General features: G+C 44.5%; 17 protein-coding genes and 1 pseudogene. 15 read left to right on the top strand and 3 right to left on the bottom strand.

The genetic code is table 11. The features are described from left to right. Window positions 1-136: 136 nt before the first annotated feature. From mreC to IGJ26_RS16395, 10 genes and pseudogenes are all read left to right on the top strand, one after another. The gene (gene mreC / locus IGJ26_RS16440; RefSeq protein ID WP_005232949.1) at window positions 137-994 is read left to right on the top strand and encodes a rod shape-determining protein MreC; all 858 of its coding nucleotides are present in this window, start codon (window positions 137-139) and stop codon (window positions 992-994) included. Window positions 995-996: 2 nt separating this feature from the next. Then, window positions 997-1506 carry a rod shape-determining protein MreD gene (gene mreD / locus IGJ26_RS16435; protein ID WP_005232950.1) on the top strand — a complete coding sequence of 170 codons (510 nt, stop codon included), beginning with the start codon at window positions 997-999 and terminating at the stop codon, window positions 1504-1506. Window positions 1507-1691: 185 nt separating this feature from the next. Then, the gene (locus IGJ26_RS16430; protein WP_086332821.1) at window positions 1692-3053 is read left to right on the top strand and encodes an NlpC/P60 family protein; all 1362 of its coding nucleotides are present in this window, start codon (window positions 1692-1694) and stop codon (window positions 3051-3053) included. 69 nt (window positions 3054-3122) lie between these two features. After that, window positions 3123-4871 (top strand): PTS sugar transporter, encoded by a 1749-nt coding sequence (locus tag IGJ26_RS16425; protein ID WP_429960292.1) that lies wholly within the window; start codon window positions 3123-3125, stop codon window positions 4869-4871. Beyond that, window positions 4852-6882, top strand: a complete 2031-nt coding sequence (locus IGJ26_RS16420; protein ID WP_101699574.1) for a BglG family transcription antiterminator — start codon at window positions 4852-4854, stop codon at window positions 6880-6882. Before IGJ26_RS16425 ends, IGJ26_RS16420 begins: the two co-directional genes overlap by 20 nt. A 12-nt stretch (window positions 6883-6894) precedes the next feature. Beyond that, window positions 6895-7329 carry a PTS sugar transporter subunit IIA gene (locus IGJ26_RS16415; RefSeq protein WP_144330821.1) on the top strand — a complete coding sequence of 145 codons (435 nt, stop codon included), beginning with the start codon at window positions 6895-6897 and terminating at the stop codon, window positions 7327-7329. Window positions 7330-7645: 316 nt separating this feature from the next. Beyond that, entirely contained in the window at window positions 7646-9418 is a 1773-nt protein-coding gene (locus tag IGJ26_RS16410; RefSeq protein WP_430599756.1) for a PTS mannitol transporter subunit IICBA, read from the top strand. A gap of 15 nt (window positions 9419-9433) precedes the next feature. Continuing rightward, a complete protein-coding gene (locus IGJ26_RS16405) occupies window positions 9434-9871 on the top strand; it encodes a PTS sugar transporter subunit IIA (protein ID WP_005230254.1) in 438 nt (145 codons plus the stop codon). 22 nt (window positions 9872-9893) lie between these two features. Then, complete coding sequence (locus IGJ26_RS16400; protein WP_008381686.1) at window positions 9894-11042, top strand: mannitol-1-phosphate 5-dehydrogenase; 1149 nt, start codon at window positions 9894-9896, stop codon at window positions 11040-11042. A gap of 175 nt (window positions 11043-11217) precedes the next feature. Continuing rightward, a pseudogene (locus IGJ26_RS16395) lies at window positions 11218-11517 on the top strand (hypothetical protein). 135 nt (window positions 11518-11652) lie between these two features. On the opposite strand, the gene IGJ26_RS16390 reads toward IGJ26_RS16395, so the two are convergent. Next, window positions 11653-12165 (bottom strand): type 1 glutamine amidotransferase domain-containing protein, encoded by a 513-nt coding sequence (locus IGJ26_RS16390; protein ID WP_008381689.1) that lies wholly within the window; start codon window positions 12163-12165, stop codon window positions 11653-11655. Window positions 12166-12289: 124 nt separating this feature from the next. Here IGJ26_RS16390 and IGJ26_RS16385 point away from each other — a divergent pair, with 124 nt between their 5' ends. The 3 genes from IGJ26_RS16385 (at window position 12290) to IGJ26_RS16375 (ending at window position 14221) form a co-directional block, all read left to right on the top strand. After that, window positions 12290-12841 carry a hypothetical protein gene (locus IGJ26_RS16385; protein WP_061053507.1) on the top strand — a complete coding sequence of 184 codons (552 nt, stop codon included), beginning with the start codon at window positions 12290-12292 and terminating at the stop codon, window positions 12839-12841. A 181-nt stretch (window positions 12842-13022) separates the two neighbouring features. Beyond that, complete coding sequence (locus IGJ26_RS16380) at window positions 13023-13457, top strand: hypothetical protein (RefSeq protein ID WP_086316707.1); 435 nt, start codon at window positions 13023-13025, stop codon at window positions 13455-13457. An 8-nt stretch (window positions 13458-13465) separates the two neighbouring features. Then, window positions 13466-14221, top strand: a complete 756-nt coding sequence (locus IGJ26_RS16375) for a DUF6681 family protein (RefSeq protein ID WP_016621099.1) — start codon at window positions 13466-13468, stop codon at window positions 14219-14221. 55 nt (window positions 14222-14276) lie between these two features. Here the strand turns inward: IGJ26_RS16375 and IGJ26_RS16370 are convergent, their stop codons facing one another. After that, complete coding sequence (locus IGJ26_RS16370; protein WP_034871953.1) at window positions 14277-14684, bottom strand: Hsp20/alpha crystallin family protein; 408 nt, start codon at window positions 14682-14684, stop codon at window positions 14277-14279. 174 nt (window positions 14685-14858) lie between these two features. On the opposite strand from IGJ26_RS16370, the gene ispE reads away from it, so the two are divergent. Further along, window positions 14859-15710 (top strand): 4-(cytidine 5'-diphospho)-2-C-methyl-D-erythritol kinase, encoded by an 852-nt coding sequence (gene ispE, locus IGJ26_RS16365; protein ID WP_008381696.1) that lies wholly within the window; start codon window positions 14859-14861, stop codon window positions 15708-15710. Between the two features lie 179 nt (window positions 15711-15889). Here ispE and IGJ26_RS16360 read toward each other — a convergent pair whose 3' ends face one another. After that, on the bottom strand, window positions 15890-16069 hold the full coding sequence (locus tag IGJ26_RS16360; RefSeq protein ID WP_005232965.1) for a hypothetical protein: 180 nt from the start codon (window positions 16067-16069) through the stop codon (window positions 15890-15892). Between the two features lie 306 nt (window positions 16070-16375). Here IGJ26_RS16360 and IGJ26_RS16355 point away from each other — a divergent pair, with 306 nt between their 5' ends. After that, on the top strand, window positions 16376-17323 hold the full coding sequence (locus IGJ26_RS16355) for a metal ABC transporter substrate-binding protein (protein ID WP_139843219.1): 948 nt from the start codon (window positions 16376-16378) through the stop codon (window positions 17321-17323). The last annotated feature ends 5 nt before the right edge of the window (window positions 17324-17328 follow it).

Here is a 17328-nt window from a genome sequence, read left to right as displayed (position 1 = left end):
GAACGTCTCTTTTTTTTGTTGAAAATTTCAGAAACTTAATTACAAAAAAAACATTAAGACGGACAACTTAGCTTTTGTTTGCAGGGTATTAATGGTAAAATTGGAACTACAGTTTGGAATTATTTGAGGTGTCTTTGTGAAAAAGTTTAATCCTAATAAAAATATTATCATCACATTGATTATTGTGATTTTAGTTGTCACCGTATTAAGCGTGACGATCGCCCGCCGAGCAGCGGGAAACTCCACCAATGCCGTGCAATCTACGGTCAATGACTCCGTTGGCTTTATCGATAAAATGATTACCGCTCCTTTTCGTTGGATCGAAAATGGTGCCAATTCAGTCAAAAATTTGTTTGTGACCTATGAAGAAAATGAACGTTTAAAAGAGAAATTGGACAGTTTTGAGGAACTGGAACAAGCGAAGGACAATGCGCAAAGAGAAATCGATGCCTTGAAAGAAGAGCTAGAGCTGAATGCAACCTTGACGAATTATGAACGGATCTCCGCCAATGTCATCAATCGGTCACCTGATACTTGGCAAGATATGCTGATCGTGGACCGAGGCTCAAGAGATGGCGTTGAGGTCAACATGGCAGTCATGTCGCAAAAAGGCTTGATTGGTCGTGTCATTGAGGTCAATGCAGCTTCTTCTAAAATTGAACTTTTGACTTCTGAAAACCAGAATTCCAACCACTATCCGGTTCGGATCAGCGGCGAAGATGGGTCAAACTTTGGGATCCTAAGTAGTTACGATCAAAAAGAACGTTCCTTAGTCATTACCCAATTGACGGGGGACAATGAGCTGAAGGAAGGCGATGTCGTGCAGACCTCTGGATTAGGAGGAAACTCGCCCGCCGACTTAGCGATCGGAACAGTGATCCGTACCACCAAAGATGAGTTTGGTCTTGATACCCAAGTATTTGTAAAACCGTATGCCCAAATGTATGATATTCAAGCAGTAACGATTATCAAACGCTTGGCAGGTGAGGAATAGCCATGAAAAAGCATGACTACATCAAATACCTGGCAGCGGGCGTCTTCTTTTTGATGATGTTGGCAGATGGACAACTGACGCGTTTTTTGGAAAAATGGACCCAAGACAATTATATCGCCAGTGCGCATCTTTTATTGATCGCCCTTTTATGTGGCGCGAAGTATTTGCCGAAAAACTTTTTGATTACCACGGCGCTGGTGATCGGCTGTCTCTATGACGTGTATTATGTCGGTGTGATCGGCATCTACACGGTGGCGTTTCCCTTGATCGTGTGGATTATGTATATTTTGAAAAATACGCTTTATCAAAATGTATTTACCATGTTTTTCGGAATGATCATCTTTGTTACCAGCTTAGAAGTTGTGACATTGGGGGTTCAATTGCTGTTTAAGATCGCATCAGTTAGCACGTCATTCTTTGTTTCCCGCTTTTTAGCACCAACGCTTTTATTGAACATCCTTTTGTTTATCCTTTTAGTTATTCCATTCATGAAGCTATTCAAAGACGAATAGCTTCATTTTTTTTGCGTTTGACTGTATAAAAATAACAGAGATTGAAATGTTTTTGTAATATTCCTTTTATCTCTCTGACATACGGCTGTGTTACAATCACACTATCGTGAAGGACTTTAGGTATTCTTAAGCATTTATACATAAAAAAACCATATTAGGGGAAGCAACAGCCGGAGGAATGAAGAGTGAAAAAGCGAATTTTATCTTTATTGTTAGTAAGTTCAATTGTTCTTACTTCTGCAGCAGCACCGACACTTGTCTTTGCATCAGATTTTGACAATAAAATTGAAGAAAAAAATCAAGAGATCTCTGACTTGCAAAACCAGCAAGCGAGCATCCAGTCACAAGTAGCAGCACTTGAAAGCGACGTGACTGCAATCAATGAAAAAGCCCAAACTTTGTTGCAACAACAAGGGGATTTGCGTGCGGATTCTGAAAAGTTGAAGCAAGAAATTGCCGATTTGAAAGTCAGAATCGAAAAGCGTGAAGAAGCGATCCAAAAACAAGCTCGTGATGTTCAAGTCAATGGACAAAGCACGAACTTTATTGATGCAGTATTAGAAGCTGACTCTTTAACAGATGCTATTGGCCGTGTGCAAGCAATGACGACGATCGTCAATGCTAACAAAGATCTTGTGGATCAACAAAAAGCAGACCAAGAAGCAGTTGAAGCGAAAAAAGCGGAAAACGACGATAAATTGGCAGAGATCGCAGCGAACCAATTTGAATTAGAAACACAATTAGGGGATCTACAAGCCAAACAAGCTGATTTGAATGTTTTGCAAGCGGAATTGGCTGTTCAACAAGCATCTAAAGAAGATGAAAAAGCTGATTTAGAAAAACAAAAAGAAGAATACGAAGCAGAACAAGCTCGCATCGCTGCAGAAGAAGCGGCGGCAGCAGCAGCTCGTGAACAAGCAGCACAAGAAGCAGCGGCTCAAGAAGCGGCAGCAGCTGAAGCAGCTACTCAGGAAGCAGCACCAAGCGAATCTTCAACGTCGAATTCAACGACATCAAGCGCCACAACAAATTCTAGTACGACGACTGATACTACGCAAGGCAGTTCATCACAAGGCAGCGGTTCAGCAAATACGACACCATCGACACCTGTCAATAATAACAATAGCAATAACAACCAAGGATCAAATAATAGCAGCAACGGTTCAAGCAGTACTCCTGCACCCGCACAAACGGTCAATGGTTCAGCAATCGTAGCAGAAGCAATGAAATACATTGGTACCCCTTATGTTTGGGGTGGTACGACACCAGACGGCTTTGACTGTTCTGGCTTTACACAATATGTATTTGCTAAAGTTGGGATCTCATTACCACGGGTAACTTACGCACAAGAATTTTCCGGTACGGTAATTTCGATCAACGAAGCAAAAGCCGGTGACTTGTTATTCTGGGGTAGCCGCGGAAGCACACACCACGTGGCGATCGCTATGGGTAACGGACAATACGTTCATGCACCAACACCTGGTCAAAATGTTTCTGTCAGCAGTTACTCTTATTACTCACCAGATTTCGCGGTGCGCGTAAACTAAATCAATTGAAGCTACTTCAAAAGCTGGCGTTTTACGTCAGCTTTTTTTGATTTCTGTTTTAAAAAACGTATGCTTTTTTTGTTTTCAGTCTTGCCAGAACATCTTATAATAGAAAAGAGAAAGGAAGCGGATAAAATGAACAAGACCTCGTCTTCCAGAGAAAAAATGATAACGGTTAAGTTTTATACGAATTATCTTTCTCGCATGATGATGCCGAATCTAAGTATTTTTATTGCATGGATGCTGATTTCATTCCTGCTGCCTTTGTTTTCAGTCGATCAACAAGTGATCCAGCAAATGGAACAAGGGGTCTTGACTGTGTTGCTGCCCCTCATGATTGCTTATACAGGTGGGCAAATGTTGGCACCTGAGCGAGGTGGGGTCGTAGGAGCAGTGGCGGTCTTAGGGGCTATTCTCGCAACGGATATTCCCCAAGTCTTTGGGGCGATGCTACTGGGTCCACTGGCAGGCTGGCTGTTGTATCGCAGTGATTCGTTCGTGAGTAAGGTCAAAAGTGGCTATGAGATGCTGGTGCGCAATTTTATTGCAGGTGCGCTTGGCGGACTCCTTTTTTTAGGTAGTTATTTCCTATTGGCGCCGCTTTTTAATTGGTTCAGTCTCGGCAGCTATCAGCTCGTGGATTATTTCGTTCGGCAAAATGTCTTGCCCTTTATTCATATCATTGTAGAACCATTGAAAGTTTTGTTTTTTAATAATATTGTCAACCATGGACTATTTACGCCGCTAGGAATCGAAGCCGCGGCAGTTAACGGTCAGTCGGTTTTATTTTTGATCGAGGCCAACCCTGGTCCGGGATTAGGGGTCTTAGCGGCGTATCTTTTCTTTGGTTCAAAGCGAAACCGAACGAATGCCGCAGCATCCATTTTTGTGCAGGCTATTGGTGGGATTCATGAAGTGTATTTCCCGTTTGTTCTGCTCGATCCTTGGGTGTTGCTCGGTCCGATCGTTGGTGGTTTCAGCGGTACACTGATCTTCCAATTTTTAGGAGTAGGCTTGAGAGCACCGGCGTCCCCGGGCTCGATTTTGGCGATTTTGCTCAATACACCGGCTTCTATGATCCTTGGTGTCTTAACTGGGATTGTCGTCAGTACGGTCGTATCGTTTGCGATCGTTAGTGTGCTATTAAAACGGAAGACCAATACAGAAAATGAGGAGCGTAAGATGCCGAAAATGAAGAAAGTCACGGAGATCGTCGTGGCCTGTGACGCAGGGATGGGGTCCAGTGCGATTGGTGCCAGCATACTAAAAAAACAGTTGCAAGAAGCCCAGCTAACGTTTCCTGTCCGCTATCAGTCGATTTATCGTGTGACCGATGATCCCAAGCTGTTAGTGATCACCCAACGGGAATTAGCAGCTATTGCCCAAAAGCAGACACCACACGCACAGCATTATGTGCTAGATAATTTTTTGGCGGCAGATGAGTATGCTCCGCTGATCCAAGAATTACAAAGAAGAGAACAGGATCCGCAAAAATCGTTACAAATCGAAGCAGAAAATTCGCTAGGGTTTTCAACGATCATCTTTTTGTATACTGGAAAAAAACGCGGTTCACAAACGATGGCAGTGGAGATATTAAGAAAAATGGCTCGCCAACAAGCGCTGTCTTTGACCATCAAAAAAATGGCATATGAAGGACAAGCTCTTGATCCTACGGCAGTCTATATCCTCCCGAAAGAACTTGCAGAAAAGTGCCCGATGCCAGATGTTTCTTTACTGGTGGTGGATGATTTATTGACGACAGATGCGTATCGTCAGTTACTGACAGAAGGAGTCGACTATGTTTTTGACCAATCGTGAAACACTTTTATTAACGGAATTGATGAATAGTACCGGTCCGGTTTCTTTAGATCGCATGATGCAAGTCTTAAAAGTCAGTAAACGAACGGTGTACCGTGAACTGGCTAATCTAGAAAAATCCTTAGAAACAGTAGGTGCTACCTTAGAGAAGGTCGGTCGTGGTCATTTCCAAATTTTTGCATCAGAAACGAGCATTCGCCAATTGCAAGAAGCCATTATGGCAGATACCGATCAAGAATTCGCGGCTAGTGAGCGGCAACACCGTATTTTGTTGCAACTGACTACCGCCACGAAGCCTGTATCCAGTCATTTTTTCTTGGAGCGTTACCAAATCAGCAACACGACGTTTTTTTCAGACATCAAACAGCTTGAAGAGAGTCTCGCACGGCTGCCGTTAAGGATCGTGCGCAATCAAGGGTATGAGATCGAAGGCTCCGAAAAGTATCGGCGGTTGCTCACAGCCAATACACTAGTGATGGAGATCAATGAATACCAATTTTTCCATTTACTGGAAACCGATGATGAAGCCCCGTTTATTTTTCAATTTCTGTCCCGCGACCATCTATTGCTAGCCCAGCGGTTGATTCGGGAAACCATCGAACCCCAATTCAAGGAACTTAGTGACCGCAAATTAGCCTTTATCGTCTTGATGCTGGCGCTAGCCATGGATCGGGTAGCTTTGGGCTATACGGTGGAAGAAGAGACGTACCCGAGTCAGATCAACAAAGACTTGCTGAAGGTGGCGAAAAAGATTTTTGCTCAGATCGCCGAAAAGACCAAACTGCTTTATTCCATCAACGAAATCGTCTTTTTTGCCGTGTTACTAGGTGATTTTGCCAATTCCTTTGATCGTGATTTTTTTGATGACAATTTTGACACCGACTTGGCTTATCGTGTAAAACGCTTGATCGAATTGGTCAGTGAGCAAACGGAAGTGGCATTTTATGAAGACACGAACTTGTATAAAATGCTGCTGACCCATATCTCAGGAGTAATGACGCGGGCTATTTTAGAAGAAGATCATTTGAACAACCCTATCCTAGAAAAAATCATGAACCAGTATGTCGAGATCGCCAGCGGGATTCGCAATCATCTGCCGCAAGTCTTTCCGCAGCAGCAGTTCTCGGAAGAAGAAATCGCTTATATGGTCCTGCATTTTGCCAATTCGTTGGAAAAAAATCCGAAAGTGTTAGAAGTCAATATTGCAGGGATCTCTCCTAGCGGATTAGCCTCCATCAGTTTGTTAGAGATGCAGCTGCGGAAACATTTTCCCTTTATCAATCAAATCACCTTCTTTCGAGTGGGGGATGTCAAACGGGAAAATATCGAGGAGACCTATGACTTGGTGATCTCGACTTCATTGCTGCCAGGGTATCAAGGAGAATACAAACTCGTTTCACCGATCCTGCTAGAAGAAGACATTCAAGAGTTGAAGAAGGCCTTCCAAGCCATTAGTCAGAAAAAACGTTCCGCCAAAAAAGCGCCCTCTGCTTTAGTCAAAGAGGAATCCTATGAAGCGGTCTTGGCTTTTATCGAAGCTATTAACCAGCTATTGGCGCTGTTTCAAGTGCAGGCGATTGATAACCCAGCGGACTTGGAAGAAACGTTGCAGCTGGTGCTGACGTCTTTTGATGCACATGTTGTTTTGGATCGTGAGAAAGTCGTTGATCGTCTCTTACGGCGCTACTTCCAAGCGCCAGTGGGCATTCCTGACACCCACTTTGCCTTGTTTCACGCGGCGAGTTCGGCGATCCTGCAACCAGTTTTTCGTATTTTCGATTTGAAACAGCCGCTGCCACTTCTAGCGATGGATAAAAAAGAGATCGCTGTTACCCGTTTATTAGTCATGCTGGCGCCCTATCCTATCAATGAAACAAGCTCTCAGATGTTAGGGAAGATCAGTGGTTCGATCATTATGAATGATCTAAATACGGAGATTTTTAATTCCGGCAATGATTCGATTATTTATCAGTTACTCTCTTCGCTCTTGATTGAAGAAGTAAAACAATAGGAGGGATCAGCGATGTATATTCCACAGGAGCGGATTTTGTTGGATCAACACTTTACCGATGCCACAGAGGCTCTGACAAAAATTGGCGAGTACTTAGTCAACCAGGAGATCGTCTCTTTACCTTATGTCAAAAGCCTTTTGCGGCGCCATCAAAAAACAGGTGTTTATATCGGTAACTTTGTTGCATTGCCCCATGCGGAAGAAGAAGCCCAACAATGGATCAAGGAAGAAGGGCTCTTTTTGATCCAAGTGCCGGATGGCGTCGAGTTCGGCACGAAGGAGCAACCCAAAATCGCTACGATCCTTTTCGTAGTCGTCCTAAAAGAGCAGCAATTAGCTGTTTTGCAAGAAATCGCCTTTTTTTGTTCCGATATGCAAAATGTTCGGGCGCTTAGTGATGCCGAATCGGTTGAAGAGATCCAACAGATTTTGCTGGCAGAAGAATAAGCAATCAGCAGCAGACTGGCTTGTAACAAGAGCAGCGAACGAAATGAGTGAATGAGCCGCCTCCGTGTGCTCGCTCTTTCTACCTTGAGTAGAAGGAGCGGGTACACGTTTTTTTTTCGTTTTGGCAAAAACCAAATAAAAAATGCTTCACGTGAAACATAACAAAAAGCCAGTGAGTGTAGGGGCTACTCGCGTTTTTTTGTTCTGCCTGTTTGGCTACAAGTTTTGGCACAGTTTTTTGTGCCAAAGTACGACTTTCGACCGTTTTGGGAAGCGCCTACAATAAGGGTGTAAGCAGACGAGAGGAGAGAAAAAAATGGAACAGACACAAAAAGCAGCCAAATCATCAGTAAAAGCAAAAGTTCAAAAATTAGGCAGTACGTTGTCGAGTATGGTGATGCCAAATATCGGCGCATTGATTGCATGGGGTGTATTAACGGCATTATTTATTCCAGATGGGTATTTACCAAATGAAGCCTTTGCAACGATGGTCGGTCCAATGCTAACGTATTTGATCCCAATCTTGATTGGGTATACCGGCGGGAAAGTGATTGCTGGTGACCGCGGAGCCGTGGTTGGGGCGATCGCAACGATGGGGGTCATCGTCGGAACGGATATCCCAATGCTCTTGGGTGCAATGATCATGGGTCCTTTAGGCGGTTGGGTCATCAAGAAATTTGACGAGATCTTCCAAGACAAAGTTCGCGCTGGCTTTGAAATGTTGGTCAACAACTTTTCATCAGGTTTGATCGGTTTTGCTTTAGCATTACTGGGCTTTGTAGCAATCGGGCCAGTTGTTAACACCTTGACAGAAGCAATGGCAGCAGGGGTAGAAGTGATCGTCAATGCCCACTTGATTCCATTAGCCAATATCTTTATTGAACCAGCAAAAATCTTATTCTTAAACAATGCCATCAACCATGGAATTTTGACACCACTAGGTACTGAGCAAGTCAGCGAATTTGGGAAATCAATTCTTTACTTATTAGAAGCCAATCCTGGACCTGGTTTAGGAGTCTTGATAGCCTTCACTTTCTTCGGAAAAGGAGCAGCGAAATCTTCGGCACCTGGAGCGATCATCATTCACTTTATCGGTGGGATCCATGAGATCTACTTCCCATACGTCATGATGAAACCATTGATGTTCTTAGCAGTGATTGCCGGCGGTGTATCAGGAAGCTTTACCTTCCAATTGTTAGGTGCAGGCTTACGAGCACCTGCTTCCCCAGGTTCGATCATTGCGATCTTAGCAATGACGCCATTCAACTCGGTGATGAGTGTCGTTTCTGTCTTAGCCGGAATTGCCGTAGGAGCAGGCGTGTCCTTTATCGTCGCTGCCGCAATTTTGAAAGCGGATGCGAAGGATACAGTGGATAATTTTGAAGAAAAAGTACAACAAACGCAAGCAGCAAAACTCAGCGCCAAAGGTTTGGCGGCTCAACCAATGACTGGCATCAATCGCATCATCTTCGCATGTGATGCAGGCATGGGCTCCAGTGCTATGGGGGCATCGATCTTACGTAAAAAAGTCAAAGAAGCGGGTCTTCCACAAAATGTTTCGAATTCCGCCATCAACAATTTGACGGACGATGCCAATACGCTGATCGTTACTCAAGAAGAATTGCAAGAACGTGCCAAACAAAAAGCGCCAAATGCGACCTTCGTCGCGGTTGAGAATTTCCTGAACTCTCCACGGTACGATGAAATCGTAGCTACATTGTCAGGGACTAAGACAGCGGGGGAGTCAGAAAAAAAGTCTGAAGTAGGCAACCAGGCAGATGTTCCTTCCGCCAATGACCTTAAGCAAGTCAGTGAAATCATTTTGGCCCACGATGACCGCAAAGGTTCGGCAACGATGGCTCAGAAAGTCTTCCAAGATCTTTTAGCCAAAGAAGCTCTGACGATGCCGATCAGAAAAAGCCATATCAATGATCTCCATGCCAACGCCTCTTCACTGGTGATCACAAAAGAAGCCTTAACGCCGCAAGCGCAAACCTCAGCGCCAGAAGCGATCCATCTATCCGTTAATAATCTGATGGGAACGACGAACTATCAACGGATCGTGGCATCGATCAAAGCAGCGAATTAAGAAAGGATGAGCCGAATGCAAGTATTAGAAAAAGACATGATTGAATTGAACAAACAATTTGCGACCAAAGAAGAAGCCATTCGTTACTGCGGCGAAAAACTGCTGGCGGCAGGCTGTGTGGAAAAAGAATACGTCGAAGCCATGCTTGAGCGTGACGAGATGCTCTCAGTCTATATGGGGAACTTTATTGCGATTCCTCACGGTACGGATGAAGCCAAAAAATACGTCAAAAAATCAGGTATCTGTATCGTGCAAGTGCCTGATGGCGTGAATTTCGGTACAGCGGACGAAGAAAAAATCGTCACCGTCCTTTTTGGTATCGCGGGCAAAGGGGAAGATCATCTGCAATTGGTCCAACAAATCGCCCTCTTTTGCAGTGATATCGATAACGTCGTCGAATTGGCGGATGCTTTGGATAAAGAAGAAATCGCCCAAAGTTTGACCGTAGCATAAGGATTTAAGGAGGAGACAAGACATGAAGGCAGTTCACTTTGGTGCAGGTAATATTGGTCGCGGCTTTATCGGCGAGATATTGGCTGCCAACAACTTTGAAATCACATTTATTGATGTCAATGAAACGATCATTGACGCCTTGAAAGCAAGACAAGGGTATACCATCGAATTAGCCGATGAGACCCAAGAACAGATCCACATCGAGCATGTGACAGGATTGAACAATGCCAAAGAACCAGAAGCGGTGATCCAAGCGATCGCCGAGGCAGACATCCTTACGACCGCCATTGGTCCCAACATTTTGCCGCATATCGCTGAGCTGATCGCCAAAGGCTTAGAAGCACGTCAGCAACACCCAGACAAGCCAGCCATTGATGTGATCGCCTGTGAGAATATGATCGGCGGATCGACCTTTTTAAAAAGCGAAGTGCAAAAATACATTGCGGATTGGTCAGCGTTGGAAGCGACGGTTGGTTTTCCAGATGCAGCGGTGGATCGCATCGTACCGCTGCAGCACCATGAAGATCCCTTATTCGTTCAAGTAGAACCCTTCTGCGAATGGGTGATCCAAGAGTCAGGGATGAAATCCTCGATCCATCTGCAAGGGGTCCATTATGTGGCGGATCTGGAACCGTATATTGAACGGAAATTATTCAGTGTCAATACGGGTCATGCCACGGTAGCGTACACAGGCGCCCTCCAAGGCTATCAGACGATCGATGAAGCGATGCAGGATCATTTAGTGGTGATCCAATTAAAATCCGTTCTCGAAGAAACTGGCCGCCTTTTAATTGAGAAATGGGCCTTTGATCCTGAAGAACATGAACGGTATATCGAAAAAATCATCCAACGCTTTAAAAACAAGCACATTTCCGATGCCATCACTCGGGTGGCACGGACACCTGTTCGCAAATTAGGGACCGAAGAACGCTTTATCCGACCAGTCCTTGAGTTAGAAAAACGCAACATGCAGCCAGATCATCTCTATGAAACGATCGGCATGATCTTCAATTACAAAGACCCTGAAGATGAGCAAAGCCAACAGTTACAAGCACTTTTGGATGAAAAATCACTACCGGAAGTCATTGCAGAAATCACTGGCTTGCGTGATGAAGACATGATTGAAACGATCCGACAAAACATTGAAAAATATGCGTATGTTGCCGCATAAAAACGAGTAAAACACAGAACAAGCAGATAAATTGCCGCATCCGTAAAAGTTAGCCCAACAAGCGAGCTTTTGCGGATAGGTCAATTTCTTTCAACGCTTGTTCTGTGTTTTTTTGCTCACCGATTGACCTTTGCTGCCAACTTGACGATAATAAGAAAAGAAATGAGGGAGAGCAATGGAACGATGGTTTGAAGAAGCCCAGCTTCAAGTAATTGAGTTGCCGATCGAATGGCAGGAAAACCGCCCCGTCTATCGGGCTTTTATCCGTGAATTGCCGACGATCCAAGGGGAAGGAACATCGCGGCAAGCTGTTTACCGGTAGTTGGCAGAAGCCTACGCGGCTTACCTTGCCCAACTTCGAGAGGTCAATGAGGCGCAGGAAGAAATGACGTCTTCCTTATTATCGACGGAAGAATTATTGCGCTACTATGATGGCGAGACCTTCGATGGTTTTGAGTTGCCCTCTGACGAGTAACAGGAAAAAAGCCATTCACTGAAAACTGAAAAGCTACGCAAAAAAAAACCGCTCAGCTGCAGCTCGATCGATACGAAGGATCGAACGCTGCAACTGGCGGCTTTTTTTCTCTAAGAAACCAAGTCTTATTCGTGGTTAGTTCAATGCCTCGGTAATGGCTTGATTGAAGGCATCTAAGTCATCTGGGTTTCGGCTGGTGATCAACCGATAGGTTTCGTCGATCACGACGGGCTCATCTTTGACGGTGGCACCTGCGTAGGCTAAATCTGGTCGCACAGAATCATAAGCCGTCAAGGTCAAATCTTTCGTCAGTCCTGTTTGGATAAACAGTTGTGGGCCGTGGCAAATGGCAAAGACGGGACGATCAGATGTCAAAAAGTCTTTCGTCAATGACACATAGCGCTCATCGGTCCGTAATTGGTCAGGGGAGAAACCGCCTGGGATCAACAAAGCATCAAAACTGGCGGGATCGATCGTATCGATGGCCGCATCAACGGGAAACGTTCCACCTTGTTTGCCTTTTACGGTCTCGGCGCCTTCATTACTAATAACGACTACTTCATGTCCGGCCGCTTCCAGTGCTTCTTTTGGTGACGTCAATTCAACATCTTCAACTAGATCAGTGACAATAACAGCAACTTTACTCATTCGATCTCCTCCTTATTACTTGATGAACAATTTGTTCACCTGCTATTATTTATGCTAACGAAGATTTTCGCTGTTGACAAATCATCTGTTTGTCTGCAGCTTGAAAAAGAAAGAAGGCAACGCCATGGCAACGATCCAACTATTTATCTCTGATACCCCCCTTTGCTTTGAAAAAGCGGAATTCACTTTTATGGAAGAAACATTTGTCATCGAGAAACAGCAACTATTTGAAAAAGTCGATGCGGTGATGCATCAAGAGGTATCCTCGTCCTTGGTTTCATTGGTAGAAAAAGCCCTTTTGACGCTAGAAGCGATCGGGGAAGAAGAGGATTATTTCGACCTGCTTTATTTGACCTATGAGAATACCCGGCGTTCCCTCAGCGGACAGCAATTACTCGCACAGCCTTTTCCAGCTGTAGAGGCAGCCTTGCAGCCGGTCTTTGATGAGTTGGCAGAACCGATCGTAGAAAAGTTTTATGAAGAGCTGACCAATCAATTAGAAGAAATCACCGATGATGAGCTGTTTAGTTCCTACTATCTGGATGATGAGCAAGCGGTGATTCAAATCGATGCCCCGATCCAACATGAAGAAGTAATCGCATTGCCCGCCCTTTTACGGGATTACCATGGCACGTTGCACCTGACCTTTGAAAAGTTTTATGAATACCTTGTGTAGCGGCGGCAACTGTCGTCGTTATTTTTTGTGAAAACAGTTACATGTTTAGTTTTTTTTAAATCCTGCGACAGAAGCCTCGGGAATCTTGACCCTTTTGTCAGAAACGATTATAAAGGTAAGAAGAGGCTGAAGGAACCGAGACTGCCGATGGGCAGAATCGGGTAAGAAAAGGATGAGAATCATGCGAAAAGTCCCGCCTATTTTAAAACCAATTGCACTTTTAACGATATCAACGATCATTGCCACTGCTACCGGCGTGGTGAATTCAGGCAGTTACCGCCAACCAAGTCGTGCGACGGAAACGACAGAAACGACCGAACAAACACCAAGTGAAAGCACACCGTCTTCGATAACGGAGGACAGTCAAAATCAAACACCTGCAAGCACGGACTCACAGCCGACGAACGATGACCAGCAGACAACACCGTCATCCAGCAGTGAAGTAGTAACACCAGAAACGACCCCGTCTTCTTCGGTGCCTGCAGAAACGACGCCATCAAGCGATGCCAATGTTTCACCGGCACCATCGGAAAACAATCAGGAAACACCTTCTTCAAGTGAAGAGACCACGCCAGATCCACAAGGGATCATGGATGAGAATCAAGGAAATGAGTAGGTGAGAAAATGACGCTTATTTTAGATTTAATCAACGGCATCCACAAATTTTTGGGCTATCTTGACATCAGTCCCAAATACTTGAATCGCGCCTATACCATCCTCAGTATTATTCCAACGGCGTATATTTTACGGATCATCTATGGAATGTTTGCGAACCAAAACTATTTTCAAGCGATCCTTTATACGATCGGCTTTTTGGTCTTAGTCTATTTTTGGGTACTGAATATCTTCTATTATTTCTTGAATAAAAATATGAAGTTCGATGTCACTCAGACCTTTGTCAAAGTCTTGCCGGATGAAGTCTTCAATATTGAAGGGGAAACTATCAGCACCACCGACATTGATCGTTTGACGACTGAAAAAGCGGTGATCGATTTTGAAGAAGACTATCAGCTGGTATTGGCGAATCATTTGCAGACCTTGATCGCTCAAGAAGAATTGGCGATCAAACCGTCATCCAACGGCTTTACGATTCCGAAAAATACCTTGTACCCTTACTATTTTGTCAAACAGCAAGGGAAAAACGAGTACGTATTGCAGATCGGGACCAGCTACACGGAGATGACGAAAATTGGCACGATTCAATGGACAGGCAAGCAACCTTTAGAGCCAGTGGGCTTATTTATCACTGGCGGTGATTTTGTCAAAAACGATGTCAAATACCACGAACCATACAGTTTAAAATTGTATGTCAAAAAAGAGGTCTCCGAAGAAGAACCGCAGACCTCAAGACAGGCGTATCGACGACAAGCACGCAAATAAGAAAAGCAGTCCCGACCAGAGTTTCCTCTGGGGGGACTGCTTTTTTAATTTGTTGTTATTCGATCGGAATGTTTTTTGCAGGTGCGTCTTTGTAGCTAGCTTTCGGTAAAGTCAGGGTCAAAACGCCGTCTTCAAACACTGCTTTGATGGACTCGTCATCAATGTCTGTGATGGTGAAGGTCCGTTGATAGGCACTGCTGGAGCGTTCTTTGCGCAAATAATGTCCGAAATCATCCTCGGTTTCAGTGGTCTCCGTTTGAGCCGCTGAAATCGTCAGCGTGTTGTTGACGTAACTGACGCGGATGTTTTCTTTCTTGATGCCGGGTAAATCTGCTTGAACGAGATACTTGTCTTCGTATTCTTTAATGTCCGTGTTCATTTGTCGTTCTTGCCAAAAACTGTTCATTAATTTGCCTAATAGTTCTTCGCCGCCTGCTAAATCTCTTGGAATCAAATTTGCCATGTGGTTCCCCCGCTTTCTTTTATCCATTGAGTTGGTACCTCTATTTTACGAGGAACCAAGCCAAAGGGCAACCAAAATGGCAACAATCATAAAAACAAGAGAAATCACTCAACTATCTTATAAGAATCTGCTATGATAGAACTAAATAACTATCAGATGATTGGATGAATGAAGATGGAGATTATTGAAAAAGCGCCAGCTAAGATCAACCTCGGTCTCGATGTGTTAGAGAAAAGAACAGACGGCTACCATGAGTTGGAAATGGTGATGTCTAGTGTTGATCTAGCCGACCGTCTGATAATGGAAGAGATAGCAGAAGATAAGATCATTGTAGAAACCAACAAAGCTTTTTTACCAATCGATAAACGCAATAATGTCTATCAGGCCGCCAGTATTTTAAAAAAACGCTATGGTATCAAAAAAGGCATTCGTATTCGCATCACCAAGAATATCCCGGTGGCAGCTGGGTTAGGTGGTGGCAGTACGGATTGTGCGGCAGCGCTGCGGGGGATGGTTCGCCTTTGGGACTTGGATCTCTCCATGGCAGAGCTGATCGATATTGGTATGGAAGTTGGCACTGATGTTCCCTATTGTCTGTATGGGACCACTGCTCATATTGCAGGAAAAGGGGAGCTGGTGACGCCGCTGCGGCCGATGCCGCAATGTTGGGTCATCTTAGTCAAACCTCGTCTGAGTGTTTCAACGGGGAAAATCTTTCAAGAAGTTGAGCTGGACCAACTGCACCATCCAGATATCGCAGCATTGTCTGCCGCCGTCTTAGCCGAAGATTACCCAGCAATGATCGCTGCCATGGGCAATAGCCTAGAAGCCATCACGATCCCGAAGTATCCGATCGTCCAACAGATCAAAGATCGCATGATGAAATACGGCGCAGATGTTGCCTTGATGACCGGCAGCGGACCGACTGTCTTTGCTCTTTGTCAAAAATATTCACGGGCACAGCGGGTCTACAATGCCTTAAAAGGGTTCTGCGACGAGGTTTATCTTGTACGTACATTGAAATGAATGAGTCAAGGACACAGGCTGGATTCGCCTGTGTTTTTTTGCATTCCTTCTATAAAATCCAGTTCAATAGTAAAGAATAAGGCAGCTGAGGTAGGGAGGAAGCATCTAGAAGCTGCCTTACAGAAAAGACCCCGACGAAAAAAAGGCGTCGGGGTCTGATTCTTTACGTAAAGCAAAGGCTATTCTTTTTGGTGCTGCTTCTTTGCGGATTTTTTCTTTTTGTCTTCTTCGTACAATGGTTTGTCGATCGTTTTGCGGATTTCTTCGGTTTGCTGCGATGCAGGATCTTCTGGTAAATCGATTCGATTCAGCAGTTCGCTGTTGTTTACAGTTGGCGGCACAGTTACAAATTCGTTCATCTTCGTTTCCTCCAAGTGCTTTTAAATGATTATCCTACTTACTCTCTAATTTTTCAAGTTATCACAAAGGAAACGCATGGCCAACGGTGTAAAATAAGACGATGTTCCCGAGAGAAGAATCCGCTTCAAATGAACGTTTTCTCCTATGTTTTCCGATTTATCTCGAAATAAAAGTTTTAAATCGTAAAACGTACGATTTGTCTTGACGAACCGGAAATCATTTGATAGAGTAACTTTTGCTAACAAAACGGAGTTGTTCCGTTTTAAAATAAAAAGATGAGTCAGCAAATGGAAGGGGAAATCCCGATGAAAAAAATCTTACTTACTACAGCACTCCTTTTAGGGGGCGTGCTTCTTGGCGCTTGTGGGCAGCAAGAAGCGACAAGTCAATCCAGTGACGCAGAAAAACTGTCGATCGTCACGACCTTTTACCCAATGTACGAATTTACGAAAGAAGTCGCAGGTGAGGCAGCGGATGTCTCCTTGCTGATCCCTGCAGGAACAGAACCCCATGACTATGAGCCAAGTGCCAAAGATATGACAAAAATTATGGATGCAGATGCCTTGGTCTACAATAGTCCTGAGCTAGAAACTTGGGTTGCTAGTTTGACGGATTCCGTCGATCCTGAGCAAACAGCAGTGATTGAAGCGGCCAAAAACATTCAGTTGGTGGAAGGCACAGAGGAAGAGCATGGTCACGAGGACGAAGACAGCCATGAAGGCCATGATCATACGTATGACCCTCATGTTTGGACCGACCCAGTCTTAGCGATCCAAGAAGTAGAAACGATCCGCGATGACTTGATTGCGAAGTTTCCTGAGCAAAAGGCAACTTTCACGGAAAATGCGGCTGCCTATATCGAAAAGCTTTCTGCTTTAGATGAAGCCTACCAAGCGGCATTAAAGGATGCGACCCAACGAACCTTCGTTACGCAGCACGCAGCCTTTGGCTATTTGGCACGGCAGTATGATTTAGTCGAAGAATCGATTTCGGGCATTTCACCCGATCAAGAACCAACGCCAAGTCGGTTGGCTGAGCTGAAAGAATATGTGGAAGAAAAACAAGTCAAAGTTATCTATTTTGAAGAAAATGCCTCATCGAAGGTGGCTGAGACCTTAGCCTCTGAAACGGGCGTGGAGTTAGCGGTCTTGAATCCATTAGAAAGCTTGACGCAAGAGCAGATGGATAACGGCGAAACATACCTGTCTGTAATGGAAGACAATTTGGCAGCATTACAAAAAAGTATTCACTAAGGAGG

Source organism: Enterococcus sp. AZ095a, assembly GCF_050546735.1.
GTDB lineage: Bacteria > Bacillota > Bacilli > Lactobacillales > Enterococcaceae > Enterococcus_D > Enterococcus_D entomosocium.
The sequence above is the reverse complement of the archived record's forward strand: the minus strand, read 5'-3'. Positions and strand labels throughout refer to the sequence as shown.

Coding starts and splice junctions, on each gene's coding strand:
- IGJ26_RS16415 (WP_144330821.1), top strand. CDS start 6,895: ATGTATATTCCACAGGAGCGGATTTTGTTGGATCAACACTTTACCGAT.
- IGJ26_RS16390 (WP_008381689.1), bottom strand. CDS start 12,165: ATGAGTAAAGTTGCTGTTATTGTCACTGATCTAGTTGAAGATGTTGAA.
- ispE (WP_008381696.1), top strand. CDS start 14,859: ATGGAGATTATTGAAAAAGCGCCAGCTAAGATCAACCTCGGTCTCGAT.
- IGJ26_RS16425 (WP_429960292.1), top strand. CDS start 3,123: ATGCTTTTTTTGTTTTCAGTCTTGCCAGAACATCTTATAATAGAAAAG.
- IGJ26_RS16400 (WP_008381686.1), top strand. CDS start 9,894: ATGAAGGCAGTTCACTTTGGTGCAGGTAATATTGGTCGCGGCTTTATC.
- IGJ26_RS16375 (WP_016621099.1), top strand. CDS start 13,466: ATGACGCTTATTTTAGATTTAATCAACGGCATCCACAAATTTTTGGGC.
- IGJ26_RS16370 (WP_034871953.1), bottom strand. CDS start 14,684: ATGGCAAATTTGATTCCAAGAGATTTAGCAGGCGGCGAAGAACTATTA.
- IGJ26_RS16405 (WP_005230254.1), top strand. CDS start 9,434: ATGCAAGTATTAGAAAAAGACATGATTGAATTGAACAAACAATTTGCG.
- IGJ26_RS16360 (WP_005232965.1), bottom strand. CDS start 16,069: ATGAACGAATTTGTAACTGTGCCGCCAACTGTAAACAACAGCGAACTG.
- mreD (WP_005232950.1), top strand. CDS start 997: ATGAAAAAGCATGACTACATCAAATACCTGGCAGCGGGCGTCTTCTTT.
- IGJ26_RS16410 (WP_430599756.1), top strand. CDS start 7,646: ATGGAACAGACACAAAAAGCAGCCAAATCATCAGTAAAAGCAAAAGTT.
- IGJ26_RS16380 (WP_086316707.1), top strand. CDS start 13,023: ATGCGAAAAGTCCCGCCTATTTTAAAACCAATTGCACTTTTAACGATA.
- IGJ26_RS16420 (WP_101699574.1), top strand. CDS start 4,852: ATGTTTTTGACCAATCGTGAAACACTTTTATTAACGGAATTGATGAAT.
- IGJ26_RS16385 (WP_061053507.1), top strand. CDS start 12,290: ATGGCAACGATCCAACTATTTATCTCTGATACCCCCCTTTGCTTTGAA.
- IGJ26_RS16355 (WP_139843219.1), top strand. CDS start 16,376: ATGAAAAAAATCTTACTTACTACAGCACTCCTTTTAGGGGGCGTGCTT.